Source organism: Vibrio sp. 10N.261.46.A3 (genome assembly GCF_041472995.1).
In the GTDB taxonomy this organism is placed as follows: domain Bacteria; phylum Pseudomonadota; class Gammaproteobacteria; order Enterobacterales; family Vibrionaceae; genus Vibrio; species Vibrio coralliirubri.
Genome location: NZ_JBFRRH010000011.1, coordinates 1 through 26243, shown reverse-complemented (window position 1 = coordinate 26243; position 26243 = coordinate 1). Strand labels below are relative to the sequence as shown.

Below are 26243 nucleotides of genomic sequence, written 5' to 3'. Positions count from 1 at the left end.
GTTTATAGAGATTTCAGAGTACCTTTTGGTAGCACTGCTGTAACGAAGTCTTTCTTGATAACTACTTCGTTGTTTGCGTTCAGTTCGATAGCAACGTAGTCGCTGTCTTCAGCAATCTTAGTGATCTTGCCGATTAGGCCGCCGCTTGTAAGAACTTCATCGCCTTTGCCCATAGAAGACATAAGGTTCTTGTGCTCTTTAACACGCTTAGCTTGTGGACGGTAGATCATGAAGTAGAAGATCACAGCGAACATACCTAGCATGATAAGCATTTCGAAACCGCCGCCTGCTGGTGCACCTTCTGCTGCTGCGTGAGCTTGAGAAATAAACATTTAAAACATCCTCTATTATATTTTCGTAATTGTTTGTCTAATTGGGTCGCATCCCTTTATTTTCAAGCCCCATCACTCGGAAGAGAGATAGGGCTCGCAAAAAAGAAATACTAAGATTCTTTACCTAGTGGTGGCACTTCACGCCCCATTCTTGCGTAGAACTCTGCAACGAACTCTTCAAAGCGGTCTTCATCGATAGACTGACGAATGTCTGACATTACTCGTTGGTAGAAACGCAGGTTATGAATCGTGTTCAGTCGAGCACCTAGGATTTCGTTACAACGATCCAAATGGTGTAAGTACGACTTGCTGTAGTTCTTACAAGTGTAACAGTCACACTCTGAATCTAGTGGTGTTGTATCGGTTTTATGCTTCGCATTACGGATCTTGATCACACCTTCAGTCACAAACAGGTGGCCGTTACGTGCATTTCGCGTTGGCATTACACAGTCAAACATGTCGATACCACGACGAACACCTTCAACTAAGTCTTCCGGTTTGCCTACGCCCATTAGGTAACGTGGCTTATCTTCTGGCAGTTGAGGACATGTGTGCTCAAGAATGCGGTGCATATCTTCTTTTGGTTCGCCTACTGCTAGGCCGCCTACTGCGTAACCGTCAAAACCAATTTCAGTTAGGCCTTTAACGGATACATCACGAAGGTCTTCGTACACGCCACCTTGAACGATACCGAACAGTGAGTTCGGGTTTTCAAGTTTGTCGAAGTGGTTACGTGAACGCTCAGCCCAACGAAGAGACATCTCCATTGAGTCTTTTGCTTCTTTGTGTGTCGCAGGGTAAGGCGTACACTCATCGAAGATCATTACAATGTCTGAACCTAAATCTTTTTGGATTTCCATAGACTTCTCAGCGTCCATGAAGATCTTGTCACCGTTTACAGGGTTACGGAAATGAACACCCTCTTCAGTGATTTTACGCATTGCACCTAGGCTGAATACTTGGAAGCCGCCTGAATCAGTTAGGATAGGACCGTGCCAGTTCATGAAATCGTGCAGGTCACCGTGCATTTTCATGATTTCTTGGCCAGGACGTAGCCATAGGTGGAATGTGTTACCTAATAGGATTTCAGCACCTGTGTCTTTTACTTCTTCAGGTGTCATACCTTTAACAGTACCGTAAGTACCTACAGGCATGAATGCTGGGGTTTCAACGGTACCGCGTTCAAACTGAAGTTGACCACGACGTGCGCCGCTATTAGTTTTTTTAAGTTCGTATTTTAATTTCACGAAGCCTCCAATATGCCAGAGAAACAATCTGACTGTTAATTCAGAACCTTAGGCCAAACAAAAGTTCAGTCTAGTGGGTTCTATGAGGAGCGGTCGCGTATTCCTTGCGAGAGATTAGACAGACACCCTGCCCGACTCCTAGCTTACTGCTAGCACCCGTAAATTTTTGTATCGCTTAAACCAGCTTAACTTAGCTCGTTTTCTTATTGATGAACATAGCATCGCCGTAGCTGAAGAAACGGTATTCGCTCTTCACGGCGTGATCGTATGCGCCCATCACATTGTCGTAGCCAGCAAATGCACTCACCAACATAATCAGCGTTGATTCTGGCAAGTGAAAATTGGTAATCAAGCAATCCACCAACTGGTATTCATAGCCAGGGAAGATGAAGATTTCTGTATCACCAAAGAAAGGAACGAGTTCGGTGCCTTTCTTCACTGCATCTTGCGCTGCACTTTCTAGTGAGCGAACTGATGTTGTACCAACAGCAATAATACGGCCGCCACGAGCTTTTGCTGCAGCTACGGCGTCAACCACTTCTTGCGGTACTTCAACGTACTCAGCATGCATGTGGTGATCGTTAATATTATCAACTTTTACTGGCTGGAACGTACCAGCACCAACGTGAAGCGTCACGTAAGCAAACTCAACACCTTTTTCTTTCATGTCAGCCATTAGCTTGTCATCAAAGTGAAGGCCAGCTGTTGGCGCTGCAACCGCACCCGGCTTTTCATTATAGACAGTCTGGTAGCGCTCTTTATCTGCATCTTCATCAGGACGATCGATGTAAGGAGGCAGTGGCATGTGACCCACACTGTTAAGAATCTCTAAAACGCTTTGATCGGATGTGAAATGGATTTCGAATAACGCATCATGACGCGCCACCATTTCAGCTTCATATTCATCGTTCTCACCAAGGAACAACTTGGTACCCGGCTTCGGTGATTTAGAACAACGAACATGCGCAAGAATGCTTTTCTCATCAAGCATACGTTCAACCAGAACTTCAAGCTTACCGCCTGAAGCCTTGCGACCAAATACACGAGCTGGAATCACTCGAGTATTATTGAAAACAACAAGATCGCCTGGCTCAACCAAGTCTAAAACGTCTTTAAACGAACCATCAGCTAGGTTACCGCTGTTGCCATCTAATTTAAGTAGGCGGCTTGCTGTACGCTCCTCTTGAGGGTAGCGAGCAATGAGTTCATCTGGTAGGTCAAAGTGAAAATCTGAAACTTGCATGTGTCTAGTCTTGTCTTAGTTGATGAGATTTGTGCCGTTGACGAATCATAAATCGTAGTTGCTGGATAATCGTTACGGTAAGTCAATCGTTACCAGAAACACATCGCAAACACGACTAAAAATTTCGCAGTGGGCTAGTATAGGCACACGAGCCGCAATAGCAAGGTTTACAGCACTGGATTATTGTAAAGAGGCGTAAAATAATGCGACTGATTCACCTCCTCAAGCTAAAGAATTAGTTGCATAAAACTCACCCAAGAATGCGTCAGATCTCAGTTATTTTTTGGATAAAAAACTATAGTAATAGCAACAAATAAAAAAGAAGGAGGTTCGTATGATCAAGGTTGAAGATATGATGACTCGCAACCCTCATACCCTATTGCGCTCACACTCACTGGCCGATGCTAAGCACATGATGGAAGCACTTGATATCCGCCATATTCCGGTCGTTGATTCCGACAGGCAACTACTAGGTGTCGTCACACAACGAGACGTTCTAGCCGCTCAAGAATCCAGCCTACAAAACATCCCACAAGCTCAATCTTTTACTCTTGCTACTCCCCTCAACGACATCATGCACAAAAGTGTTATGTCGGTAGAGCCACGTGCAGGATTAAAAGAATCGGCTATCTATATGCAGAAACATAAAGTGGGCTGTTTACCTGTCGTAGAAAACCACGAACTAGTAGGCATTATTACAGACAGCGATTTTGTCACGATAGCGATCAATTTGTTGGAGCTGCAAGAAGAAGTCGAGCCAGAAGAAACGGAAGTAGAGTAACGCTCGGAAATGGTATAAAGAAGAGCGGCCAATTAAGCCGCTCAGAGGGGTTTTATCGAAGCGGATTATTATAGAAGCTCAGAAACCACATCCGCTAATTGATGGAATGTCTCACGACGCGAAGAGCTTGGTCGCCAGACAAGGCCAATATCTCGGTAGGCCTGTTGCCCAGGAGGGTCGATCACAACAAGATTCTGGTTTTCCAATAAACCATGGTCGATCGCCATCTGAGGAATAAAGGTGGTTCCTAAGCCATTGGCGACCATTTGCACCAATGTGTGAAGGCTCGTCGCTGTGAACGGGTTTATCTTCTCTTTATCCGTTAGCTTACAAGCCGAGACTGCATGCTCTGTTAAACAGTGTTCGTTCTCCAACAAGAATACAGATTCGTCGGGCAGGTCATCGTATTTAATCGGAACACGAATACCATCAGCTTGATTACGACTGATCACCATTCTAAACGGATCTTGCCCAACAACTTGGCTTTCCATATTGTCGATATCGACAGGCAAAGCCAGAATCAGCACATCTAAGTCTCCATGACGCAGCGCAGCCAATAGGTTGGTCGTTGTATCTTCACGTAACAATAAATTAAGTTGAGGAAAGCGTTGGTTGGCCTCTTGTACCAAATCACATAAAAGGAACGGCGCGATAGTAGGAATACACCCGACTCGCAGCTGTCCTTGCATCGCATCCCCGTTACATAGATTTCCAAGTTCAACCAGATCTTGCCCTTTCGCTAGTAGCTCTCGACCGTGCTTGACCACCAGCTCACCTGCTTGCGTGAAAACTAGCGGGCTCTTTTTATCTTTCTTCTCATAGAGCGGGCAACCGATGAGTTCTTCTAGATTTTGAATGCCTTTACTTAGCGTAGATTGACTGACGAAGCAGCGATCTGCGGCATCACTGAAATGACGAGTTTCGTGAAGAGTAACAAGATAGTGAAGTTGCTTAAGACTTGGCCATTTATTCATGAAATTACTTTGTAATATGAGTAGGATAAGTTACGTAAAGGTCATAAGACCTAAGGACAGGACAAAGAATAAGCTTATCGCTTTTTTCGATTAACTTAATCTATTTAATTCGCTTTTTTCTATAGTACCGATTGTACTATAGTTTGTCCCGTAGAAACGGAGCCCAAACAAAGATGTGTTGGGCCAACTAATTTTTTAGGAGATTCCAAAATGGTACTAGTAGGTCGTCAAGCCCCTGACTTTACTGCAGCAGCTGTTCTAGGTAACGGTGAGATCGTTGATAACTTCAACTTCGCAGAATTCACTAAAGGTAAGAAAGCTGTAGTTTTCTTCTACCCACTAGACTTCACTTTCGTTTGTCCTTCAGAGCTAATCGCTTTCGACAACCGTCTTGAAGATTTCCAAGCTAAAGGCGTTGAAGTAATCGGTGTTTCTATCGATTCTCAATTCTCTCACAACGCATGGCGTAACACTGCTATCGCTGATGGCGGTATCGGTCAAGTTAAATACCCTCTAGTTGCTGACGTTAAGCACGAGATCTGCAAAGCATACGATGTTGAGCACCCAGAAGCAGGCGTTGCTTTCCGTGGTTCTTTCCTAATCGACGCTGACGGCCTTGTACGTCACCAAGTAGTTAACGATCTTCCACTAGGTCGTAACATCGACGAAATGCTACGCATGGTAGACGCACTAAACTTCCACGAGAAGAACGGTGAAGTTTGTCCTGCACAATGGGAAGAAGGTAAATCAGGTATGGACGCATCTCCAAAAGGTGTTGCAGCATTCCTATCTGAGCACGCTGACGACCTAAGCAAGTAATTACCTCTTAAGCCCGAACTCAACGCGGGTTAATGGTTGGAAGACTCTCTTTAAAGAGACATAAAGCATAAGCTAATAGCGCAAAGCGCACCGCCAATCAGTTAAGAAGTAAAGTCCTATTAAAAGCCCGAAGTTAACGCTTCGGGCTTTTTGTTTTCTCACTAACCTTCACCCTAGACTTTCTCTTATGATACATAATTGAGGTAGCTCTAAACCCAAACTTTACCCCTATTTTCCTCTAGCACTGCCTATTCATGTCCGTATCTAGATTGCTATTATTTCATCAGTATCTTTTTGAACGGATAAACACGATGAACACCGAAATTGAAGTCTGTATCGATAACTTAGAATCTCTTCATAACGCACTATCTGGTGGCGCGAATCGAATTGAGCTTTGCTCTTCATTAGCACTTGGCGGATTAACTCCAAGCTTCGGAATGATGAAGCAAGCGGCAAAAATTTCGTCGGTTCCGGTCTACGCTATGATTAGACCAAGACAAGGCGACTTCATTTTCGATAACGACGATATGCTCTGTATGCTTGAAGATATTGAAGCTTGTGCAAATGCAGGATTGGATGGGGTCGTACTTGGTGTGTTAGCGCCGAACGGAAGTATCGATATGCCAAAAATGCAGCAACTGGCTGAAAAAGCGTACTCGTTAAAGCTTGGGATTACCTTTCATAGAGCCATCGATCAAAGCTCTGATTTCCAAGCAGCATTAGAGCAGATAATTACACTTGGATGCGAAAGAATCCTGACATCAGGGCTTGCTGTGAATGCTGAACTAGGCATCGATGTATTGGCTGCAATGGTCAAACAAGCCGATGGACGAATTGATATCATGGCGGGGGCTGGCGTTAACGCTGCCAATGCCAAAATGATTCAAAGCGCTACCCAAGTACCTGCTCTTCACCTTTCAGGTAAATCAACAAGACCGAGCCTAATGGAAAACAACTCAAGTGCTCAAATGGGCAGTGATGATATTGATGATTATCAGATCCCAGTGACCGACGCGAGTAAGATATCTGATGTGAGAGCCGCCCTCACCACTTAGGGCAATAGTCGCCAGCATAAATCCAGAGAACCTCGCTGACTAATCTAACTGACTGACGTATATTAGATTTAATAGCGCAGAAAATTTTCATGGATAGATATGGCTAAAGACTTATTCAGCTCTCTTGATTTAAACCTGTTACGAACATTCCTGATTGTTTATCAAGAAAAAAACACCAGAAAGGCTGCGGAACGACTCTTTGTTTCACAGCCTGCTGTTAGTCAGGCCTTACAGAAGCTGCGCCACCACTTCAACGATGACCTTTTTGTAAAGGTACATGGTGGCTTACAACCGACCGCTTTCTCAGAACAGCTCACCAACAAGATCAAACCATTCATGGACGGTCTATCTGTTGCTATTAATACCTCAAACACTTTCGATCCGAAAGACATCGACTACACACTTAAAATAGCTCTATCACCTATCGTGCTATCTTGTTTATCTGGTTCTCTGTTTAAAATGATAAGAGAGCAAGCACCGAATGCGAATCTAGAATTAGTCTCTTGGACCAATGCTTCTGTTTCTGACATTCAGAAAGGTGAGGTGTTGATGGGGGTCAGTTACCTTGGTAGCAAAACGAATAAAGAAGTTTATACGAAGAAGTTAATTGAACTAACAGGGCGTATTTTTGTAAGAAAAGACCACCCTTTAAAGCAAGAAATCGTTACACCTTATGATGTGGCGGGGTACGATATCGCTTCATTAGTCACACCCGGCTGGAACGACAACCATAGTTTGGCATCAGATATCCTAACGGATCTCTCCGTTGAACATAGTGTTGGCTTCCGTAGTGAGCTAATTATGGCAGTCATTGATGTCATTCAACATACAGATATGTACATGCCACATTCGAACCTTTTCCTCGTGGATAATCACCCAACCCTACGCGGAATCGATGTTGTGATAGATGGCGAGCCTCCCAAAACTCCTGTTTACTGCCACTTACATACTAAAAACAGAAACTCCCCTACTACCAATTGGTTATTTGAGTTAATACAAAAAGCACTATCAACTCAGATTAATAAGTAACACTTATTATAGAGATATTGATATCTACTTAGCCGAAAAATAAAACACTGTTTAATATTAGCCCTATCAAAACGGATACTGAACTACGAAGGATCGTGCAGTTAAGTTAACCCTAAATAGAGACTAATATGAAAATTGCACTTACTACCCTAATTTCAGCTTCACTACTTTCTGTTCCAGTTTTTGCAAACAACTTTGATAGCCAACACCGTGTGGGTATTGGTTACAACCAAACTCAGGTAGACGATTGGCTAACTGATGACACAGTTGATTGGGGTAACGGTATCAAACTTGAATATGGTTATGAATTTAACCGTATCGTAGGTATCAACGTTTCTTACGCAACGAATAGTGACGACGAAAACGTTGAAGGCATAAAAGCTGAGATCGATGGTTACAAGTTCCAAGTTGATGCTGACATCGGTTATAAATTTGAATTGGATGGCTTCTCTTTAAAACCTTATGGTGTTCTGGGCCTAGCTCGTCAAAGTGAAGATAATTCAATTAGCATCCTAGACAAGAAGTGGACTGAATCATACAACGATACCAGTTTCGTCGTTGGCCTAGGTGGTCGAGCTGAATTCGGACCACACCTATACACTGACATGCGCTTTGAATTCGCGAGCTACGATGACGTAGATTACGACACATTCTCATGGACTGTCGGTTACCGCTTCTAATAAATTGAAAAAGCCAGCGTTCAAGCTGGCTTTTTACGATCAGTCAATTGTTGGGTTTTAATACCTCATCAAAGCTGACTCGCTTTTTGAACAATTCGAATCAAAATTCATTGCAGCCACGGACGGCTAATTGCTTTAGGTATTTTTATGAAGATAAAAACTTCCCTGCTTTTACTTTCTGCCCTTTCTACTTCCGTTTCAGCAAGTGCTCTTCATTTATCCCCAGAACTAAAAATTGGCTCTTATCATGGCTTCGGAGTTCAAGCTGGCATTACTGATGTGGCAAATTTAGGTGCCGTTTATCTTAGCTATTCTCACCTTTGGTATGACAGCGATCGATATGACGAAACGGTTGATGCGTATCGTGTTGGTATCCAAAACATGTTTGGAAGAAACCAAACCCACGGCTTTCAGGCTGAGATTGGTGTGGCAAGTTATGACGGTACAAAAACGCGCTCAGGCGAAGTAGAAGAGAAAACAACACATGGTATAAGCCTAGGTGGTGCCTACGTTTACCAAGCGACACCGATGCTTGGATTACGTGCTGGTGTTGATATGAATATTTTTGATCACAACAAAACCTTTGTGCCTTACGACACAACGGTCAATTTCAATCTTGGTGCAATAATTAGCTTCTAAAGATAAGGTCTATTTGAGTGCGTCATCAAGGCTTTGATCACCGAGGTGACGTACATCTTTACCCTTCACAAAGTAAATAATGTATTCGCAGATATTTTGGCAGCGGTCTCCCACTCGCTCAATCGCACGCGCTGACCACATCACCTGCAAAATATTAGGAATGTTCTTTGGGTCTTCCATCATATAGGTCATTAACTGACGAATAACGGCCTCGTACTCCGCATCCAACTTATCATCAAGTTTGTGAACTTCTGCTGCCGCATCAACATCCATACGAGCAAAAGCATCTAATACTTGGTGAAGCATGGTGATAGCCTGACGGCAAAGAGGCTCTAAAGATACGTGGAATTTCTGCTCTTTGGTCGAAGGGATCTCAATAGCACCTTGCGCAATTTTAGAGGCAACATCACCAATACGTTCCAGATCGGTAATCGTTTTGATGATCGCCATAATCAAACGCAGATCCTTCGCTGTCGGCTGACGCTTTGCAATAATTCGAGTACAAGCCTCATCAATCGACACTTCCATCGCATTCACTTTATGGTCATCACGAATCACTTTTTTAGCCAGTTCAACATCGTCTTTATGAAGCGCTTGCATTGCAAACGAGAGTTGCTGCTCCACTAACCCGCCCATGGTCAATACATGAGTACGGATCGATTCTAACTCGACATTGAATTGCCCTGAAATGTGGCGACCGAAATGCATACTTGCTCCTTGAAAGAAATGAAGAAAGCCATGTTTGTAGAGTGACTTAGCTCTAGATGACACCTTTGCAGAGGTTAGCCATATCTACCAGTAATGTAGTCTTCCGTCTGGTTTTTCAATGGAGACGTAAAAATTGAGTCCGTATCTGAGTACTCGATCAATTTTCCCATATGAATAAAGGCAGTATGGTCACTTACACGCGCGGCTTGTTGCATGTTGTGGGTAACAATCACCACTGTGTATTGGGTTTTGAGATCGTTGATCAGCTCTTCAATCGTCAAAGTAGAAATCGGATCGAGTGCCGATGTCGGCTCATCTAACAACAGCACTTCAGGTTCAATCGCAACCGCACGAGCGATAACCAAACGCTGCTGTTGGCCGCCAGATAAACCAAAAGCATTCTCATGCAATCGGTCCTTCACTTCATCCCATAATGCAGCAGCGCGCAGAGAGCGTTCAACCGCATCATCAAGGTCTCGGCTGTTGCTAACGCCTTGTAGCCTCAAGCCATAAACCACATTCTCATAGATAGATTTAGGAAAAGGATTGGGACGCTGGAATACCATACCAACACGACGTCGTAAGGTCGCGACATCAACCTTAGGGTGATACACGTTCTTACCATGAAGCTTCACTTTGCCGGAAACCTTACAGCCTTCAACAAGATCATTCATGCGATTAATACAGCGCAGCAGAGTCGACTTACCACAGCCAGAAGGGCCGATAAAAGCCGTCACCTGCCCCTTCGGGATCTGCATCGAGATATCATCAAGTGCTTGACTCTCTTTATAGTAAAGATTTAGCCCTTCAATCGAGATAGCAATTTGCTCATCCTTCAGATTGTGAACATCAAGTGGTGCTTGGTAACCCAAGGTTTCATTAATCGAGAACATCTAATCTTGTCCTAAGGTTCGGTATTTTTCACGCAAGTTATTACGGATATTGATGGCTGTTAAGTTCAACCCAACAATCACCGTAACCAATAAAAATGAAGTCGCATACACTAAAGGTCGTGCCGCTTCGATATTAGAGGTTTGAAAGCCAACATCATAGATATGAAAGCCTAAATGCATGAACTTTCTGTCTAAGTGTAGATAAGGGAACTGACCATCGACTGGCAAGCTGGAGGCTAATTTCACAACACCCACCAGCATGAGTGGAGCAACTTCCCCCGCAGCTCTCGCGATTGCCAAAATCAAACCAGTGATAATCGCTGGGCTTGCCATCGGTAAAACAATGCGCCAAAGCGTCTCAAATTGAGTCGCACCAAGCGCTAATGAACCGTGCCTCACTGCACTAGGAATGCGCGTTAAGCCCTCTTCAGTAGTTACGATAACCACTGGAAGCGTCAAGACCGCTAAGGTTAGTGCTGACCAAAGTAGACCCGGTGTGCCAAATGTCGGAGCGGGTAATCGCTCTGCATAAAACAACGTATCAATCGAGCCACCAATGGTATAGACGAAGAAACCTAAACCAAAAACGCCATACACAATCGACGGTACACCCGCCAAGTTAATCACGGCGATACGAATTAAACGTGTCAGTGCGTTGTTTTTTGCGTATTCATGAAGATATATCGCAGCGACCACGCCAAGCGGCATCACGACGATCGACATGAGAATAACCAGCAGAACAGTGCCGAAGATCGCAGGAAATACACCGCCTTCAGAGTTTGAGTCTCGTGGATTCTCTGATAAGAACTTCCAAACTTGTTTGCCCCAATGCCCAACCTTTTCTAGGTAAGACATATTATTCGGGTACCAATAATCCAGAATGTGACTGAGCGAGATCTCGACCAACTCGCCTGTCATATCCTCAACCAGCAAGCTTTCGACATTAAGTTGCGTTCTAAGGTGCTCAAGCTTAACTTCGGCTTCACCTAACTGGCGGTTTAATTCCAGTTTAGTTTGAGTATAGGTTGTAAGGTATTCATCACTCACTGACTCATTGAGTTCAAGCTTACGCTTTTCTAAGCGCAGGTTTTCCAATTGCCAGCTGATATTGCGAATTTCTTGGTTCACGACACGCGACGTTTCTTTACGTAATGTATCAGCGAACGCCAAGCCTTGTTCGAGCTTTTGGTCTATGTTCGAATCAAAGGTGCCAGAAGCGGTTTTAAAACCCACCGGCTTGCCAAAGAAATAACCACCTCGACTTCGTTCAATCACAACCCAATCAAGCGGGGTTGTTGGCTCACGTAAGTTAACATCCAGTATGGAAACAAAGTCCGCAGGGTACAGTTCTCTGTTAGCGACTTTGATGCTTAAGCGCTGTATTAGCCCTGTCGACAAATTTTGAAGCGACAAGAGGTCGTGTACTTGTGGAACTTGCTCTATCGGGATGTATTTTCGTTCATATAACTGACCAACCAATACATCTTGTTTTGATACGGTTTCGTCAAGATCGACCACGAGCGATAAGTCTTTGGAGTCAACTTGCCATTGATACAAAGGTGCGGGCCAAAAATAGGTTAAGCCCTTCCAACCAATCAGCAGCATCAGGCCAAGAACAGAAAGCATACTGATGCTCACCGCCCCACCCGTTAGCCAGATCCACGGAGAGCCAGATTTAACCCAAGATAATAGTGACTTCAGTTTATTCATCATGATCGACCTTGCTCTCGACGTACTGAACTCAAAAAACTGAGAAGATCACGGGATACGCTAGCAAAACCACTAAAAGCCATTGATACACATTGAGGCAAACCTTTAAAACTACAGCGCACGATATTTATCTCTCAGTCTTTGTCTAACCCACTCAGCAACTGAGTTCACCGCGAATGTAAAGATAAACAGCAAGAGTGCAGCCAAGAACAGCAAGCGGAAATGAGAACCGCCCACTTCTGATTCTGGTAGCTCAACAGCAATCGTTGCCGATAACGTTCTCATCCCTTCCAAAATATTCCAGTCAAGAATTGGAGTGTTACCAGTCGCCATCAAGACGATCATGGTTTCACCAACTGCTCGCCCTAGGCCCATCATAACCGCAGAAAAGATACCTGGACTCGCCGTCAATAACACCACATAAATAAGCGTCTGCCACGCCGTAGCACCCAACGCTAATGAGCCATCAGATAAATGTTTAGGTACAGAGAAAATAGCATCTTCAGCAATCGTGAAAATCGTTGGGATGACCGCAAAGCCCATAGCAAAACCAACCACTAGAGCATTGCGTTGGTCAAAGTCGATACCATAGCTGGCCAAGAAGGTACGAATATCACCACCAAATAACAAGGCTTCAATGTTGTTTCCACCAGCAAACACCGCAACCACAGTAATCACCAATACCGGAATCAATATCAGAGCATGCCAACCATTAGAGAAGCGACCCGTTACCATCTTCGGTAAACAGAACCAAACAAGTCCAGTCAACAGTGTGCTCAGTGGCAATAGCACCATTAATGAGAAGACAGCCGTTAAATGCGTCTCGACGATTGGAGCAAACCAAAGCCCGGCCAAGAATCCGATGATCACGGTCGGAAGTGCTTCCATCAGTTCTATCGAAGGCTTCACCACTCTTCGCATGCGTGGAGACATGAAGTAAGCGGTGTAAATAGCTCCGAGCACAGCAACCGGCACGGCAAACATCATCGCAAACAGAGCGGCTTTAATAGTACCGAACGTGATAGGTACTAAACTGAATTTCTCTTCAAAGTCATCGTTCGCCGACGTTGATTGCCAAACGTATTGTGGCTCAGGGTAACTTTCATACCAGACTTTTTGCCAAAGCGATGAGAATGAGATCTGTGGGTATTCATTGTCGACTTTAGCCACACTGATGGTGCCATCAATCAGCGTCGCCAGATGCAGTTCATTAGCAGACATAGCGGCTAATTGTGGTGATTTATCAAAGGCTCGTTCAAACAACGACAGCTTTTCACTGGTCGTATAGTGGCTTTGTAATGTGCCGTTCTTATAGAAGCTATAAAACCCCTTTCTATAAGTATCAGGAAGAATAAATTGCACTTGTTCAGCTAGTTGGAAATCTCGAATATGGGTCAGGCTACGCTTTTCATCTTTGAGTACATCGAACCACTGAGAAACCTGTCCGTCCTCATGCGTAACCAACAACGAGTATGCACCAGAAAGTAAATCGATGCTTTTCACGGAATGCTTCGCATCATTTAAGCTAAGATCAATCACTTCACGAACATCAAAACCGTTATCTGATAGTTTCAAAACAACCAAATCCGATTGTGCTCGTAGGTATAAAGTTTGCCCATCAGGCGTGACAAGCAGTTGCTGTTGCAAGCCCAGCTTATCCGATAGCCATTGGCTCTTCTGAAAAACATACTGACCAGTAAGATCACTCTGATACCACTTAACCAAGACTCGTTGGTCACTTAACTGAGCGGCAACCGTAATCCCACGTCCATTTTTAGAGAACGCGAATTTGTCGATCGTCGCACCATTTGATGATTCATCATTTAAAAACGGTTCAGGGAGAGTGATTTGCTCAATTTTAGGTTCGGCTTCGCTGCCCTTTTTCAGCACAGGCGCACTATACTCAGGATAGAAAAAAGTAAGATTGCTTGCGCTGTCGGCAAAGGCAAACCAGTTTTCAGATGGGGTGTTTCGAGAAAAGGCGATAGGGTTGGCTACAACATCACGCTCAAAGTAAGAGTGTGTATTTTGAGACTCTAAATCCCAAAACTGTACCAAACCGGATTTTTCGATAGTAAATGCATGTTGACCATATTCATCAACCGATAAAACGATAGGCTCTTCTGCGGCAACGGTCTTTACGGCTTGGTCTGTCTCTAAACCAGTATCTGAAAATACCGGTAAAATGACCATTGCCAAGTAAACAAAGATCAATACTAGGGCAGCTAGAACACTGACCGCGCCACATGTCACCGAAAAACGGACGAGACGATCTTTCAACCATCTTTTTTTGTCGCGCTCTTTCAATGAAAATTGGGCTGAAGCCATCTGTTTATCTACCTTTTTTTAGCTACTGACATAATATGTACGTTAGATGACAATTATATTACAAGTTACGTTAAACAACTGAAACTAATAACAAGTTTGTTAGCCATATTTCTTAAAGTAAGATCATAGATTTTGTGAATTTTGCCATTCTAATTTAAAGTAATCAGCTCTATAGCCAGTACTCAAGGATTCTCATCTCGATGGAAAAAGACTATGTCACAAAAGAACTTAGCTGGTTATCCTTCAACGAAAGAGTGCTCCAAGAAGCGGCAGACAAGTCAGTCCCCTTAATCGAAAGAGTTCGTTTTTTAGGTATTTACTCGAAAAACCTCGATGAGTTTTACAAAGTCCGATTTTCTGATGTGAAGAGAAAGATCTTACTTCAAGATCCGCAACTGCGCTCCAACTCGCCGAAAACCTTGCTGATTCAAATGCAGAGTAAAGCGAGCAAGCTCGATGCTCAATTCCATGAACTGTATAACGAATTGCTATTGGAATTGGCACGCAATCGTATTTTTCTGGTCAACGAACAACAAATCAGCGAAGAACAAAATGGCTGGATAAAAAAGTACTTTAAGAAAAAAGTGCTACCACACTTAACTCCGCTTCTCTTGAACGAAGATAGCCAGTTACTTAATATTCTCAAAGATGAACAAAGTTACTTAGCCATCGACATCGAGCGTGAGACATCATCTCAATATGTGTTACTCGAAATCCCATCAGAGGCACTCCCTCGATTTGTTAAGTTACCGGAAGCTTCGGGGTCGCAGCGTACAACTTTGATCTTGTTAGATAATATAGTTCGATTTTGTTTGGATGACTTGCTTAAAGGATTCTTTGAGTATGACTCATTGCGTTGTTTTGCGATAAAAATGACACGTGATGCCGATTATGATCTGCAAGAGGACAATGAAAATAACCTATTAGAATCGATGTCTTTGGGTTTAGAACAGCGCTTAACGGCACTGCCGATACGTCTGATCTATGAGGCAGAAATGCCCGCTGAAATGCTCAACTTCTTACAAGTCAGACTTAAACTGTCTGACTATGACAGTGTCATCGCAGGTGGTCGCTATCATAACTTCAAACATTTCTCTGAGTTCCCAAGCCTTAACCGACGTGATTTAGTTAATCGTCCTCTACCCGCGATTAAGTGCGCGCATTTCAGCCATTACCCAAACTATTTCGAAGCGATCAAAGCTCGTGACATCTTACTCCATTACCCTTATCACACCTTTAGTCACATCACTGAACTGGTTAGGCAGGCTTCCTTTGACCCGAAGGTAACCTCCATAAAAATAAACGTTTACCGTGTTGCAGAGGGCTCAAAACTCCTCAGCTCGATCATCGATGCGGCACACAATGGCAAAAAGGTCACTGTGGTTGTCGAGCTGCAAGCCCGCTTTGATGAGCAAGCCAACATTCAATGGACCAAGAAACTTCAAGAAGCGGGTGTAAAGGTCATCCATGGCATCCCAAGTTTGAAGATCCACTCCAAGTTGCTGCTCATCAAACGAAAAGAAGGCAAGCATACCGAGCATTATGCCCATATTGGCACTGGCAACTTTCATGAAGTGACAGCGCGCGTGTATACCGATTTTTCTCTGCTCACTGCGAATGAAGATTTGACTCAAGAGGTGAGACAGGTCTTTAAGTATATTGAAAACCCTTATCAAAAGTCCCAGTTCAAACAACTGATTGTGTCACCAAAGAATACTAGAAAACGTCTGTACCAATTGATAGATAATGAAATACAAAACGCGATAGAAGGTAAACCTGCAAGCATCACTCTAAAACTCAACAACTTGGTCGATCGAGAGATCATTGAAAAGCTTTATCTGGCTAGCCAAGCCAATGTAAAAGTGAGAATGGTCATTCGCGGCATGTGCTCTCTTGTCCCTGGCATACTCAACATCAGTGACCATATTGAGATTGTCAGTGTGGTCGACCGTTTTCTCGAACATCCGAGAGTGATGATATTTGGTAACGCTGGAAAGCCGAAAGTCTATATCTCTTCTGCTGACTGGATGACACGAAACTTTGATCACCGCATCGAAGTTGCAGCTCCAATTTTAGACCCTAAGATCAAGCAAACCATTATCGATATCACCGAGTTTCATTTTGATGACAGCAACAAAGCTCGAGTACTAAACCAATCGATGAGTAACCCTTACATACAACCACCAGCAAACCCACTTGATTACCCGACGTCACAACTCTCCACTTACCACTATATTAAACGTATGGAGAAACTTGCTCGCAAGAAGTACAAACAAGAGAAGAAATCATGCCGCTAATTGATAACAAACATTCTCGATGTATTGCCGCTATCGACTTGGGTTCGAACAGCTTCCACATGGTGGTTGCCCGAGTATTCGATCAACACCTGCAATTAGTCAGCAGACACAAACAGAAAGTGAGATTAGGTGATGGATTGGATGAACGTAACGTCCTATCTGAAAGCGCTATCGAGCGAGGCCTAGAATGCCTCAAGGTGTTCGCAGAACGACTAGCGGATTTTGAGCTTGATGATGTCAGAGTTGTTGCGACTCATACTCTAAGAAAAGCCAAAAACGCTAAAGACTTCTTAGAGCAAGCCAAGCCACTGTTTCCATTTCCAATAGAGATCATCTCAGGTCAAGAAGAAGCTCGAATAATCTATAACGGTGTAGAGCACACTCAAACCGCTTCTGAATCTAAGTTGGTTATTGATATCGGTGGTGGGAGCACCGAACTCGTCGCAGGACAAGGCTTTACCCCCCTAATTATGCGCAGTTTACCGATGGGATGCGTCAACTTCACTCAACGTTTTTTTGCTGCCGAAGGGCTAACTTCACTACACTTCTCAAATGCTTATACCGCAGCTACTCGTCTATTGATGCCATTGATTGAAGAATACACAAAAGCCCCTTGGGAAATCGCTTTTGGCTCATCTGGAACCGCGAAATCAATAAAAGAAGTACTCATTGGCTTAGGGTTCACCGATGGTCTCATTACGCCCCAACGCCTGTCTTATTTGAAGAATCACTTATGTGAATTTTCATCATCCAAAGCCCTAAATATTTCAGGTTTAAGTGATGAGAGAAAGCCAGTGTTTGCTGCTGGCGTCACCATTCTTTCAGCAGCTATGGATACTCTAGACATCAAGGAGTTACAGTTTTCTGATGGTGCTCTGAGAGAGGGCGTTCTATATGACATGGAGGATAGGTTTAAAGATATTGATATTCGAACAAGAACTGCCGAAACGCTCGTCTCTCGATACCATGTAGACGTAACTCACGGCAAGAAAGTGAAAGTACTCGCTCTTGCATTGCTAAAACAAGTGCAGCCTCAAGTAACAACTGCGGTCACTAATGAGCTGTATGATTTGCTTAGTTGGGCTACGTTGCTTCATGAAGTAGGACAAAGCATTGCATTCCAAGGCTATCACCGTCATTCAGCTTATCTGCTTAAGCACACGACAATGCCAGGCTTCAATACTGAGCAGCAGCGTTTTATATCAACATTGGTTCGCTATCAAAGAAAAGCGCTCAAGCTACAAGATTTGCCGGAACTTTCTCTGTTTACCCAACAACAAATCACCCTGCTGATTCGTATATTGAGACTCGCTATCTTACTCAACCGTCAGCGAAATCAAGCACTAACTCCAGACGTAACTCTAACGATTGAACAACAAGATAACTGGGAATTGAAAGGATCTAACAGCGATTGGTTGGCCCAAAACCAACTGCTTGATTGTGAACTTAAAGAAGAGCAACAACGTTGGCAAAATGCCGGATGGTCGTTAAAGCTAAAATAACGAACAGTCAAAATAAAACAGCCTGCGACATCGCAATCTGTTCATACGTTTCTTATCTAAGTTTATCGTAGCCTCAATTAGAGCCCGACTTTTGCCAATTCTTGCTCTGCGAACTCAGACGGTATTGCTAAATAGCCATCTTTCTCTACCAGTTCTTGTCCTTGCTTTGAGAACACAAAAGTGAGGAACTCTCTCTCAACAGGAGAAAGCGGTTTATCTGGGTGTTTATTCACGTATACGTAAAGAAAGCGCGAAAGAGGGTAATCACCGCTCAAGATATTCGCTCGAGTCGGCTCTACAAAATCCGAACCATGCTCAGCAATAGGAATTAGCTTAACGCCAGCGACACGATAACCAATACCTGAGTAACCTATCCCACTGATTGATGAAGCGACCGACTGTACAACCGATGCCGAACCTGGCTGCTCATTGACTCGGTTCTTAAAGTCACCACCACATAATGCGTTTTGTTTGAAATAGCCATAGGTTCCCGAAACGGAATTGCGCCCAAACAGCTGGAATCGATGTTTAGCCCAAGGTTGGTCGACGCCTAGATCTTGCCAATCGTTGAGCGGTTTAGTCGCACCACAGCGTAATGTCTCTGAAAAGATGCCATCAATCTGACGAAAGTTGAGCCCCTCAATAGGGTTATCATGGTGCACAAAAAGTCCAATCGCATCGATCGCAACTCGCAGTGCTGTCGGTTTATAACCATGTTCTCTTTCAAACGCCTCTACTTCTCGCAGGCGCATCGGGCGACTCATTGGTCCTAGATGAGCAGTGCCTTCGGTTAAGGCTGGAGGAGCAGTAGAAGAACCGGATGCTTGGACCTGAGCGTTAACGTTCGGATAGTAAGATTTAAACTCTTCTACCCATAACGTCGTCATGCCCGCTAAGGTATCCGAACCTACCGATAATAAGCTCCCAGAAATCCCCGGAACCTTAGAATAATCAGGAAGAGAATCAACACTCTGTTCGGCATGAACAGAGTTAACCAAAGCAAACGCTAACAATGAGCTGATTGGCAAACGCATCCTGCGTGTCAAACAACTCATGACACTGTCAGTCGATTTGGCAATGTAAAATGGAATCGACTACCGACACCTACTTCACTTTGAATTTCTAAATGTGAGTCATGATGACTAAGCGCATGTTTCACAATCGCCAATCCAAGACCACTACCACCCGTATCACGTGAGCGTGCCTTATCAACACGATAGAACCGCTCTGTGAGTCGATGTAAGTGTTGTGGCTCGATACCGTCTCCGGTGTCTGACACATCTAAACATGCACCTTGACTGGTCTGGTACCAACGTACCTTAACCGTTGCGCCTGGTGGTGTGTATTTCACTGCGTTGTAAACCAGATTCGATATCGCACTTCTCAGCTGATCTTCATCAGCTAATACACGTAGGCTCTTATCGATATCAAACTCAAGCTTATGCTCTCTATCACCACTTAGGCTTGCCGCTTCTTTCTCAAGAACCTCAAGCATCGCCGGAACGTTCACCACTTCATCGAGCTCATGCATCGGCGCAGCTTCGATTTTTGAAAGTGTTAATAGTTGATTGACCAGACTGTTCATGCGATTCAATTGCTCAGTCATCACACCATGAGCCTTAGGCCACATAGGGCCAACGACCATGTCTGGATCTTCCGTCATTTCAAGGTAGCCCTGAAGTACGGTCATTGGAGTTCGTAGCTCGTGAGAAACGTTAGCAAAGAAGTTACGACGCATGCCTTCTAGCTGTTTTAACTGAGTAACATCACGTACCACCATTAGGTGTTCACCCTCGGTATACGGAACGATACGAAGCTCAAGCATGCGATCCACGTTAAGTGGCGAAGGCATCTCTAACGGTTCTGAAAAGTCTTGTTTATTAAGATACTTGATGAAGTCTGGCGTGCGGATCAAGTTAGAAATCGGTTGCCCTGAATCGTCTGGCCAGCGAAAACCAAGTAAGTACTGAGCTAGCTTGTTACACCAAACGATATTCCCTTCTCCACGAAATACCACAACGGCATCGGGAAGGGATTCTGCACCGTTTCTGAAACGGCGGATTAGGTTGGTCAGCTCTTTACGTTTGCGACGCTGTCTCTGCTGCATACGATAAATACCGTTGAACAGAGACTCCCAATTCCCAGAACCTGATGGTGGCGTTAGACGCTTCTCATCCCACAACCATGCGGACAAACGCATTTGATTGTGTAGATGCCAGCCGAGCTGCAATACCGTAGCAGCTAGCAGTAACCAGGGTAGGTAGCCGAATATCCATCCAACCAAAACCCAAGGTGCGTAAAAAAAAGCCAGCTCCCAAGCCAGCTTTTTCCAGGTTAACTTTTCAACCATTCAGGACTCCGTAAACTGGGTAGCGAAGCCACACTAAGCCTTTGTAGAAAAACGGTAGCCCGCGCCGCGAACCGTTTGGATTAGCTTGTCGTGACCTGCAGATTCAAGTGCTTTACGCAGGCGTCGAATATGTACGTCAACGGTACGGTCTTCAACGTAAACGTTGGTGCCCCAAACGTTATTCAGCAGTTGCTCTCGGCTGTACACACGCTCTTGGTGTGTCATAAAGAAGTGCAACATTTTGAACTCTGTTGGTCCCATATCAACCGGACCTTCGCTTGCGGTAACGCGGTGAGAAACAGGGTCTAACTTAAGACCTTGCACATCAATCACGTCTTCCAGTGCGGTAGGCGTTACACGGCGAATAACCGCTTTCAGGCGAGCGACAAGCTCTTTTGGTGAAAATGGCTTAGTGATGTAGTCATCAGCGCCCACTTCTAAACCACGAACCTTATCTTCTTCTTCGCCACGAGCCGTTAGCATCACCACTGGGATGTTGCGAGTTAACTCTTCACGCTTCATGTGCTTGATAAAGTTTATCCCGCTACCACCAGGTAGCATCCAATCTAGTAATACTAGATCTGGGAAAGGTTCACATAGCTTGTTTACCGCTGTATCGTAATCTTCAGCCTCTACTGCTTGGTAGCCTTTTTGTTCAAGCACGAAACACAGCATCTCACGAATAGGTGCTTCATCTTCAACGACCAGAATCCTTCTCGACATAATTGAATAGCCTTTGTATTTAATCAACGCATTGCATTATCTGAGTTAATTATGACACTTTTGTGACCTTTGAAAACAAATTTTCATATAACTGTCTCAAACATTTCACTTTATAACTTTTGATACAGAGCTAGGGACAAATCGAATTAGATCTCATATCATGAAGCACTTCTAAAAAGGTATGAGAAAAATTTATGTGGTTTAAAAATTGCCTAGTCTATCGCTTCAACCGTGATATTGATTTCAACGCAGATCAGCTAGAGAAACAACTTGAAGAATTCCGCTTTACTCCTTGTGGTAGCCAAGACAAACAGAAGTTTGGTTGGGTACACGCAATGGGTAGACATGGCGATATGATGACGCACGTATCAGAAAACCGCATTCTTATCTGTGCAAAGAAAGAAGAGAAAATGCTACCCGCTTCTGTGATCAAAGAATCATTGAACGCAAAAGTAGAAACGCTTGAGGCAGAGTCTGGTACCCCTCTGAAAAAGAAAGAGAAAGACAGCCTAAAAGAAGACATCATCATTGATCTACTTCCTCGCGCATTCAGCCGCAGCAACTTCACTTACGCGCTGATCATGCCAAAAGAAGGTTTCATTGTGGTTGATGCAAGCAGCTACAAAAAAGCAGAAGATGTATTGGCATTGCTACGTAAGACAATGGGTAGCCTGCCCGTAGTGCCAGCTATTCCAGAGCAAGCGATCGAAACGACTCTTACAGAATGGGTGAAATCAGGTGATACGCCACAAGGCATCACTATGCTTGATGAAGCAGAACTAAAATCTATTCAAGAAGACGGCGGTATTGTTCGAGTTAAGAAACAAGAACTAGAAGCAGATGAAATTAAGAACCACATCGAAGCCAATAAGATGGTGACGAAACTTCTTATCAACTGGCAAGACCGTATTGAATTCATTCTTGCTGAAGATGGCAGCATCAAGCGCCTAAAATTCAGTGATGAGCTCAAAGACGAAAACGACGATATTCCTCGTGAAGATCAAGCTGCGCGTTTTGATGCAGACTTCTCTCTACTTTGTGGTGAGTTCAGTGTTTTCCTTCCAAACCTATTTGAATCATTAGGCGGGTTAACTCAACCTAACGCTTAATCAGTCAAACTATAAGCTCAGGTGCTAACGGTATCTGAGCTTATTTCTCACTAAGTTTTCGCTTATATCTGCCTCTCTGCCCTCTTGTTAATGTCATTGCTATCTTTAGGGCTATCAACCAAACTCATTTTAGCGTAAAATTTGCGCCCCTTTGATATCACTTGGTGGTATCAACCTGACTTGAGATCAGATTAGAGAACGAAGCAATGACTACACAGAAACCATTTGTACCTGAACTATTATCACCGGCAGGAAGCCTTAAAAACATGCGTTACGCATTCGCCTATGGCGCAGATGCAGTTTACGCAGGCCAGCCACGTTACAGCCTTCGTGTTCGTAACAACGAGTTCAATCACGAAAACCTACAAATTGGTATCGATGAAGCTCATGCTCAAGGCAAAAAGTTATATGTTGTATGTAACATTCAGCCGCACAACTCTAAATTAAAAACATTCATTCGCGACCTTAAACCAGTTGTCGACATGGGCCCTGACGCGCTTATCATGTCAGATCCTGGTCTTATCATGATGGTTCGCGAAGCATTCCCTGAAATGCCAATCCATCTTTCTGTTCAAGCAAACGCAGTAAACTGGGCGACCGTTAAGTTCTGGTCAACTCAAGGCGTTGAGCGTGTAATCCTATCTCGTGAGCTATCGCTTGAAGAGATCGAAGAGATTCGCGAACACTGCCCAGAAACAGAGCTAGAGATCTTTGTTCACGGTGCACTTTGCATGGCTTACTCAGGCCGTTGTCTGCTTTCTGGTTACATGAACAAGCGCGATCCAAACCAAGGTACTTGCACGAACGCTTGCCGCTGGGAATACAAAACAGAAGCAGCGAAAGAAGACGAAAACGGTCAGATCGTTGAAGCTAATCCAACTGGTGTCGCTCTTCAAGAAGTTGAAGTTCAAGATGAACGTCCAGACAACACACTAGGTCTTGGTAAACCAACAGACGAAGTGGTTCTGCTTTCTGAATCACACAAGCCAGAAGATAAAATGGCAGCGTTTGAAGATGAGCATGGTACTTACATCATGAACTCAAAAGACCTTCGTGCAATCCAACACGTTGAGCGCCTAACGAAGATGGGGGTTCACTCTCTGAAGATTGAAGGTCGTACTAAGTCTTTCTACTACTGTGCACGTACTGCTCAGGTTTACCGTAAAGCTATTGACGATGCAGTGGCAGGCAAACCATTCGATGAAAGCCTAATGGGTACGCTAGAGAGCCTAGCTCACCGTGGTTACACTGAAGGCTTCTTACGTCGCCATACACATGATACATACCAAAACTACGAGTACGGTTACTCTATCTCTGACACTCAACAGTTTGTTGGTGAGTTCACAGGTAAGCGCCGTGGCGACCTAGCGGAAGTAGAAGTGAAGAACAAGTTCCTAGTAGGCGACAGCTTAGAAATGATGACACCGAAAGGTAACGTTGTTTTCAAACTGGAAGTTATGGAAAACCGTAAATCGGAAGCGGTAGACGATGCGAAAGGTAACGGTCACTTTGTATTTATCCCTGTACCAGCAGATCTAGATCTAGAGTACGGCTTGCTGATGCGTAACTTGAGCGAAGGCCAAGATACACGTAACGCATCAGGCAAATAATTTTCACTTAAGCGACTTACTTGAGAAGAAAACAATGGCTCTGTTAATTACTGACAAGTGCATAAACTGCGATATGTGTGACCCTGAATGCCCAAATGGTGCAATCACTATGGGCGACAGCATCTTCGAGATCGATCCAGATTTATGTACAGAGTGTAAAGGTCACTATGAAAAGCCAACATGTCAGTCAGTGTGCCCGATTACAAAATGCATAATCACTGACCCAAACCATATTGAAACTGATGACGAGCTACTCGAGAAGTTTGTTATCATTCAAGGCTTGACCTAAAAAGAAAGGTTCAACTTAACCATAAGTTGAACCTTTTTTTTATCCTGATTTCTCGATTGGATAAATATTGCAGAACAGCTCTTTTTCAAATTGATATTCGAGTCGTTCTCGCCAGTTTATTGATTGAGCTATCGGAACAAGATAAAAGTTTTCCCTGCTGGTATCGGTCACAAATGCCATTCCATATTGCATCAATTCATAGTGAACATCATTTACGAAACTAGGATCTAAACGTTGTCTGCCTGTTAGCTGATTGATGTCATCTCTTGAAATTGCAATACCCGAGCTTTCAGCGTTGAACCTGTGTCTTAACCATTCTGAAAATTCCTTCGCACAAATCATAGTCATAGTCTTATCCTTGAATTATCTATCGACGGGTATCAGACTCTGATTTCGCATACTGCACATAAGCCGCATCTTTCACCCCAAAACACTCAATCCCTGACCAAACCTTGTCAAATTCGCCATCGCCTTTGCTGATACCGTTATTGCTTTTATTGATATCAAACGATGTTCTTAATCTCGTGTTTATAAACTCTAGACAAAAGTGTGACCTTTCTCCAGTTTTAGAGTCGAGAAAACCAGTGGCAGTACCACTGTAAAAAGCCTCGATTAACAGGATTACTTATTTGATATCAATGCTAAACACTGACTTGGCATCACTTTAACTTTTTTCTTTTTCTTAGTTTTCGCTACTTTTTTAGGAGGTGGAACTGGAACAGTCTTTGGAGCCCAACTTGCAAGTTCATCTCCACAACCGTCACCTTTAGGAGGGTTCGCTTGAGCTATGCAGTTTGAACTGCCTTCAGGACACTTTAAGCGAACGTGGAAGTGGGAATGGTGTCCCCACCAAGGTCTTATTTTGCCTAACCAAGCTCTATCATTAACGTCAGAGTTTTCTTGTTCACAAAGGGTTTGCTTGATCACTGGATGAACAAAAATACGCACTACTTTTTCATCTTTCGCTGCATAACGAATAACTTGAAAATGATCATCGATCCAATTCGATTCACGCAATTTGTAGTTGGTAAGATCCACTACGCTCACAGGTTTAGGCACAGCTAACTCGTTCTCTGACAGCCTCTTACTGGTTAACCTTAGCCATATATCAATATCTAACCCTGTTTGATGACTTGAATGACCTGAAGAAAAGCGCCCTCCTCTGGGAAGAGAAATATCACCGACCAATAAATTGGTATTGAGCTTCTCGCTGGTCGTGACTCCTAACCTCTCAATAAACTTTATAGCTTCTGTATGGCCATAGTAGCGCTCTCTTTGAGGGCGAATGATCTGATACCCTAAACCATTAATAGGCAAAGCCTGCGCGCCGTCTAGACAGCCATTGGCATAGCTTCCAATTGATGAGGGTGAATTTTTAGTAGGGTGACTCTCTTTTTCCCATGAAGTTGCTGATAGAGAAAATGAACAAAAGAATACAACCAGTGCAAAAAAGAACCTCATAATAATCCCAAATTACTGACGCTTACTCATTATATTAGTCGCCATTTAGGATTAGGTGCATATCGTACTTAAGTTTTTGGTGGTAGCTAGTAAATTAGACGGGTTAAAGCAACAAAACGGGAAAACAGAGAAATTTCGCTATAAATGAATGATGAAGCGTAATGGGCTGTTTATACCAAGCTATCTTCACAATTTATCAAACTCCAGAAAGCAAAAAGGCTCTAGTCTTTCGACTAGAGCCTTAAATATGGCAGGGGTGGAGAGATTCGAACTCCCAACACGCGGATTTGGAATCCGCTGCTCTGCCAATTGGAGCTACACCCCTATTTTCAGTTTTAAAGAGCTGAAACTCTGAATAAGTGGCGGAGTGGACGGGACTCGAACCCGCGACCCCCGGCGTGACAGGCCGGTATTCTAACCAACTGAACTACCACTCCGCAGTGGAATACTTGTCGTCGCTGACA

The 26243-nt window shown here is 43.9% G+C and carries 24 protein-coding genes and 2 tRNA genes; 11 read left to right on the top strand and 15 right to left on the bottom strand.

The genetic code is table 11. The features are described 5' to 3' along the window. Positions 1–2 precede the first annotated feature (2 nt). From yajC to queA, 3 genes are all read right to left on the bottom strand, one after another. Entirely contained in the window at positions 3–332 is a 330-nt protein-coding gene (yajC, locus tag AB4484_RS03910; RefSeq protein WP_010440492.1) for a preprotein translocase subunit YajC, read from the bottom strand. 110 nt (positions 333–442) lie between these two features. Beyond that, a complete protein-coding gene (gene tgt, locus AB4484_RS03905) occupies positions 443–1579 on the bottom strand; it encodes a tRNA guanosine(34) transglycosylase Tgt (RefSeq protein ID WP_017056177.1) in 1137 nt (378 codons plus the stop codon). Positions 1580–1769: 190 nt separating this feature from the next. Beyond that, a complete protein-coding gene (gene queA, locus AB4484_RS03900) occupies positions 1770–2822 on the bottom strand; it encodes a tRNA preQ1(34) S-adenosylmethionine ribosyltransferase-isomerase QueA (protein WP_048613454.1) in 1053 nt (350 codons plus the stop codon). A 334-nt stretch (positions 2823–3156) separates the two neighbouring features. Between queA and AB4484_RS03895 the strand changes: the two genes are divergently transcribed. Further along, entirely contained in the window at positions 3157–3603 is a 447-nt protein-coding gene (locus AB4484_RS03895; protein ID WP_372076521.1) for a CBS domain-containing protein, read from the top strand. 68 nt (positions 3604–3671) lie between these two features. Here AB4484_RS03895 and AB4484_RS03890 read toward each other — a convergent pair whose 3' ends face one another. Continuing rightward, entirely contained in the window at positions 3672–4577 is a 906-nt protein-coding gene (locus AB4484_RS03890) for a hydrogen peroxide-inducible genes activator (protein WP_017062525.1), read from the bottom strand. Positions 4578–4787: 210 nt separating this feature from the next. On the opposite strand from AB4484_RS03890, the gene AB4484_RS03885 reads away from it, so the two are divergent. From AB4484_RS03885 to AB4484_RS03865, 5 genes are all read left to right on the top strand, one after another. Next, a complete protein-coding gene (locus tag AB4484_RS03885; RefSeq protein ID WP_004740353.1) occupies positions 4788–5396 on the top strand; it encodes a peroxiredoxin C in 609 nt (202 codons plus the stop codon). A gap of 311 nt (positions 5397–5707) precedes the next feature. Further along, the gene (locus tag AB4484_RS03880; RefSeq protein WP_372076519.1) at positions 5708–6451 is read left to right on the top strand and encodes a copper homeostasis protein CutC; all 744 of its coding nucleotides are present in this window, start codon (positions 5708–5710) and stop codon (positions 6449–6451) included. 99 nt (positions 6452–6550) lie between these two features. Continuing rightward, positions 6551–7480 (top strand): LysR family transcriptional regulator, encoded by a 930-nt coding sequence (locus tag AB4484_RS03875; RefSeq protein WP_372076517.1) that lies wholly within the window; start codon positions 6551–6553, stop codon positions 7478–7480. 128 nt (positions 7481–7608) lie between these two features. Beyond that, on the top strand, positions 7609–8160 hold the full coding sequence (locus AB4484_RS03870; protein ID WP_050645543.1) for a porin family protein: 552 nt from the start codon (positions 7609–7611) through the stop codon (positions 8158–8160). A gap of 147 nt (positions 8161–8307) precedes the next feature. Further along, complete coding sequence (locus AB4484_RS03865; RefSeq protein WP_050651450.1) at positions 8308–8799, top strand: hypothetical protein; 492 nt, start codon at positions 8308–8310, stop codon at positions 8797–8799. A 9-nt stretch (positions 8800–8808) separates the two neighbouring features. Here the strand turns inward: AB4484_RS03865 and phoU are convergent, their stop codons facing one another. From phoU to AB4484_RS03845, 4 genes are all read right to left on the bottom strand, one after another. Further along, positions 8809–9507 carry a phosphate signaling complex protein PhoU gene (gene phoU, locus AB4484_RS03860; protein ID WP_009848270.1) on the bottom strand — a complete coding sequence of 233 codons (699 nt, stop codon included), beginning with the start codon at positions 9505–9507 and terminating at the stop codon, positions 8809–8811. Positions 9508–9581: 74 nt separating this feature from the next. Further along, entirely contained in the window at positions 9582–10400 is an 819-nt protein-coding gene (gene pstB, locus AB4484_RS03855) for a phosphate ABC transporter ATP-binding protein PstB (protein WP_009848269.1), read from the bottom strand. Further along, a complete protein-coding gene (gene pstA, locus AB4484_RS03850; RefSeq protein WP_372076578.1) occupies positions 10401–12110 on the bottom strand; it encodes a phosphate ABC transporter permease PstA in 1710 nt (569 codons plus the stop codon). A 111-nt stretch (positions 12111–12221) separates the two neighbouring features. Further along, on the bottom strand, positions 12222–14438 hold the full coding sequence (locus AB4484_RS03845) for an ABC transporter permease subunit (protein WP_372076515.1): 2217 nt from the start codon (positions 14436–14438) through the stop codon (positions 12222–12224). A gap of 200 nt (positions 14439–14638) precedes the next feature. Between AB4484_RS03845 and ppk1 the strand changes: the two genes are divergently transcribed. Beyond that, entirely contained in the window at positions 14639–16735 is a 2097-nt protein-coding gene (gene ppk1, locus AB4484_RS03840; RefSeq protein ID WP_372076513.1) for a polyphosphate kinase 1, read from the top strand. Further along, positions 16726–18237 (top strand): exopolyphosphatase, encoded by a 1512-nt coding sequence (gene ppx / locus AB4484_RS03835; RefSeq protein WP_372076511.1) that lies wholly within the window; start codon positions 16726–16728, stop codon positions 18235–18237. Before ppk1 ends, ppx begins: the two co-directional genes overlap by 10 nt. Before the next feature lie 77 nt (positions 18238–18314). Here ppx and AB4484_RS03830 read toward each other — a convergent pair whose 3' ends face one another. Genes AB4484_RS03830 through phoB form a run of 3 tightly spaced genes read right to left on the bottom strand, consistent with a single transcriptional unit; the run spans position 18315 to position 21310 of the window. Beyond that, entirely contained in the window at positions 18315–19292 is a 978-nt protein-coding gene (locus AB4484_RS03830; protein ID WP_372076510.1) for a PstS family phosphate ABC transporter substrate-binding protein, read from the bottom strand. Further along, positions 19289–20587, bottom strand: a complete 1299-nt coding sequence (phoR, locus tag AB4484_RS03825) for a phosphate regulon sensor histidine kinase PhoR (RefSeq protein ID WP_372076508.1) — start codon at positions 20585–20587, stop codon at positions 19289–19291. The genes AB4484_RS03830 and phoR overlap by 4 nt, the downstream gene beginning before the upstream one ends. A gap of 33 nt (positions 20588–20620) precedes the next feature. Then, the gene (gene phoB, locus AB4484_RS03820; protein ID WP_004735064.1) at positions 20621–21310 is read right to left on the bottom strand and encodes a phosphate regulon transcriptional regulator PhoB; all 690 of its coding nucleotides are present in this window, start codon (positions 21308–21310) and stop codon (positions 20621–20623) included. A gap of 194 nt (positions 21311–21504) precedes the next feature. On the opposite strand from phoB, the gene rdgC reads away from it, so the two are divergent. The 3 genes from rdgC to AB4484_RS03805 all read left to right on the top strand — a co-directional run bounded on the left by rdgC (position 21505) and on the right by AB4484_RS03805 (position 24318). After that, on the top strand, positions 21505–22419 hold the full coding sequence (rdgC, locus tag AB4484_RS03815; RefSeq protein ID WP_017062534.1) for a recombination-associated protein RdgC: 915 nt from the start codon (positions 21505–21507) through the stop codon (positions 22417–22419). 206 nt (positions 22420–22625) lie between these two features. Then, a complete protein-coding gene (yegQ, locus tag AB4484_RS03810) occupies positions 22626–24029 on the top strand; it encodes a tRNA 5-hydroxyuridine modification protein YegQ (RefSeq protein WP_372076506.1) in 1404 nt (467 codons plus the stop codon). A gap of 34 nt (positions 24030–24063) precedes the next feature. Next, a complete protein-coding gene (locus AB4484_RS03805) occupies positions 24064–24318 on the top strand; it encodes a YfhL family 4Fe-4S dicluster ferredoxin (RefSeq protein WP_004735061.1) in 255 nt (84 codons plus the stop codon). A gap of 39 nt (positions 24319–24357) precedes the next feature. On the opposite strand, the gene AB4484_RS03800 is transcribed toward AB4484_RS03805, so the two are convergent. The 4 genes from AB4484_RS03800 to AB4484_RS03785 form a co-directional block, all read right to left on the bottom strand. After that, positions 24358–24666: a hypothetical protein gene (locus AB4484_RS03800; protein WP_372076504.1), complete on the bottom strand. Its 309-nt coding sequence runs from the start codon at positions 24664–24666 to the stop codon at positions 24358–24360. 273 nt (positions 24667–24939) lie between these two features. Beyond that, the gene (mepA, locus tag AB4484_RS03795; protein ID WP_372076502.1) at positions 24940–25779 is read right to left on the bottom strand and encodes a penicillin-insensitive murein endopeptidase; all 840 of its coding nucleotides are present in this window, start codon (positions 25777–25779) and stop codon (positions 24940–24942) included. Positions 25780–26027: 248 nt separating this feature from the next. After that, positions 26028–26104 (bottom strand) — tRNA-Trp (locus tag AB4484_RS03790). A 35-nt stretch (positions 26105–26139) separates the two neighbouring features. Next, positions 26140–26216, bottom strand: a tRNA-Asp gene (locus tag AB4484_RS03785). Positions 26217–26243: the final 27 nt, after the last annotated feature.

What these genes read in the sequence shown, in the direction of transcription:
- phoR (WP_372076508.1), bottom strand. Translation starts at nt 20,587, where the DNA reads ATGGTTGAAAAGTTAACCTGGAAAAAGCTGGCTTGGGAGCTGGCTTTT.
- pstB (WP_009848269.1), bottom strand. Translation starts at nt 10,400, where the DNA reads ATGTTCTCGATTAATGAAACCTTGGGTTACCAAGCACCACTTGATGTT.
- ppx (WP_372076511.1), top strand. Translation starts at nt 16,726, where the DNA reads ATGCCGCTAATTGATAACAAACATTCTCGATGTATTGCCGCTATCGAC.
- AB4484_RS03805 (WP_004735061.1), top strand. Translation starts at nt 24,064, where the DNA reads ATGGCTCTGTTAATTACTGACAAGTGCATAAACTGCGATATGTGTGAC.
- AB4484_RS03880 (WP_372076519.1), top strand. Translation starts at nt 5,708, where the DNA reads ATGAACACCGAAATTGAAGTCTGTATCGATAACTTAGAATCTCTTCAT.
- AB4484_RS03885 (WP_004740353.1), top strand. Translation starts at nt 4,788, where the DNA reads ATGGTACTAGTAGGTCGTCAAGCCCCTGACTTTACTGCAGCAGCTGTT.
- rdgC (WP_017062534.1), top strand. Translation starts at nt 21,505, where the DNA reads ATGTGGTTTAAAAATTGCCTAGTCTATCGCTTCAACCGTGATATTGAT.
- AB4484_RS03800 (WP_372076504.1), bottom strand. Translation starts at nt 24,666, where the DNA reads ATGACTATGATTTGTGCGAAGGAATTTTCAGAATGGTTAAGACACAGG.
- AB4484_RS03830 (WP_372076510.1), bottom strand. Translation starts at nt 19,292, where the DNA reads ATGAGTTGTTTGACACGCAGGATGCGTTTGCCAATCAGCTCATTGTTA.
- phoU (WP_009848270.1), bottom strand. Translation starts at nt 9,507, where the DNA reads ATGCATTTCGGTCGCCACATTTCAGGGCAATTCAATGTCGAGTTAGAA.
- pstA (WP_372076578.1), bottom strand. Translation starts at nt 12,110, where the DNA reads ATGAATAAACTGAAGTCACTATTATCTTGGGTTAAATCTGGCTCTCCG.
- ppk1 (WP_372076513.1), top strand. Translation starts at nt 14,639, where the DNA reads ATGGAAAAAGACTATGTCACAAAAGAACTTAGCTGGTTATCCTTCAAC.
- yajC (WP_010440492.1), bottom strand. Translation starts at nt 332, where the DNA reads ATGTTTATTTCTCAAGCTCACGCAGCAGCAGAAGGTGCACCAGCAGGC.
- phoB (WP_004735064.1), bottom strand. Translation starts at nt 21,310, where the DNA reads ATGTCGAGAAGGATTCTGGTCGTTGAAGATGAAGCACCTATTCGTGAG.
- AB4484_RS03875 (WP_372076517.1), top strand. Translation starts at nt 6,551, where the DNA reads ATGGCTAAAGACTTATTCAGCTCTCTTGATTTAAACCTGTTACGAACA.
- AB4484_RS03865 (WP_050651450.1), top strand. Translation starts at nt 8,308, where the DNA reads ATGAAGATAAAAACTTCCCTGCTTTTACTTTCTGCCCTTTCTACTTCC.
- AB4484_RS03870 (WP_050645543.1), top strand. Translation starts at nt 7,609, where the DNA reads ATGAAAATTGCACTTACTACCCTAATTTCAGCTTCACTACTTTCTGTT.
- AB4484_RS03890 (WP_017062525.1), bottom strand. Translation starts at nt 4,577, where the DNA reads ATGAATAAATGGCCAAGTCTTAAGCAACTTCACTATCTTGTTACTCTT.
- queA (WP_048613454.1), bottom strand. Translation starts at nt 2,822, where the DNA reads ATGCAAGTTTCAGATTTTCACTTTGACCTACCAGATGAACTCATTGCT.
- mepA (WP_372076502.1), bottom strand. Translation starts at nt 25,779, where the DNA reads ATGAGGTTCTTTTTTGCACTGGTTGTATTCTTTTGTTCATTTTCTCTA.
- yegQ (WP_372076506.1), top strand. Translation starts at nt 22,626, where the DNA reads ATGACTACACAGAAACCATTTGTACCTGAACTATTATCACCGGCAGGA.
- AB4484_RS03845 (WP_372076515.1), bottom strand. Translation starts at nt 14,438, where the DNA reads ATGGCTTCAGCCCAATTTTCATTGAAAGAGCGCGACAAAAAAAGATGG.
- AB4484_RS03895 (WP_372076521.1), top strand. Translation starts at nt 3,157, where the DNA reads ATGATCAAGGTTGAAGATATGATGACTCGCAACCCTCATACCCTATTG.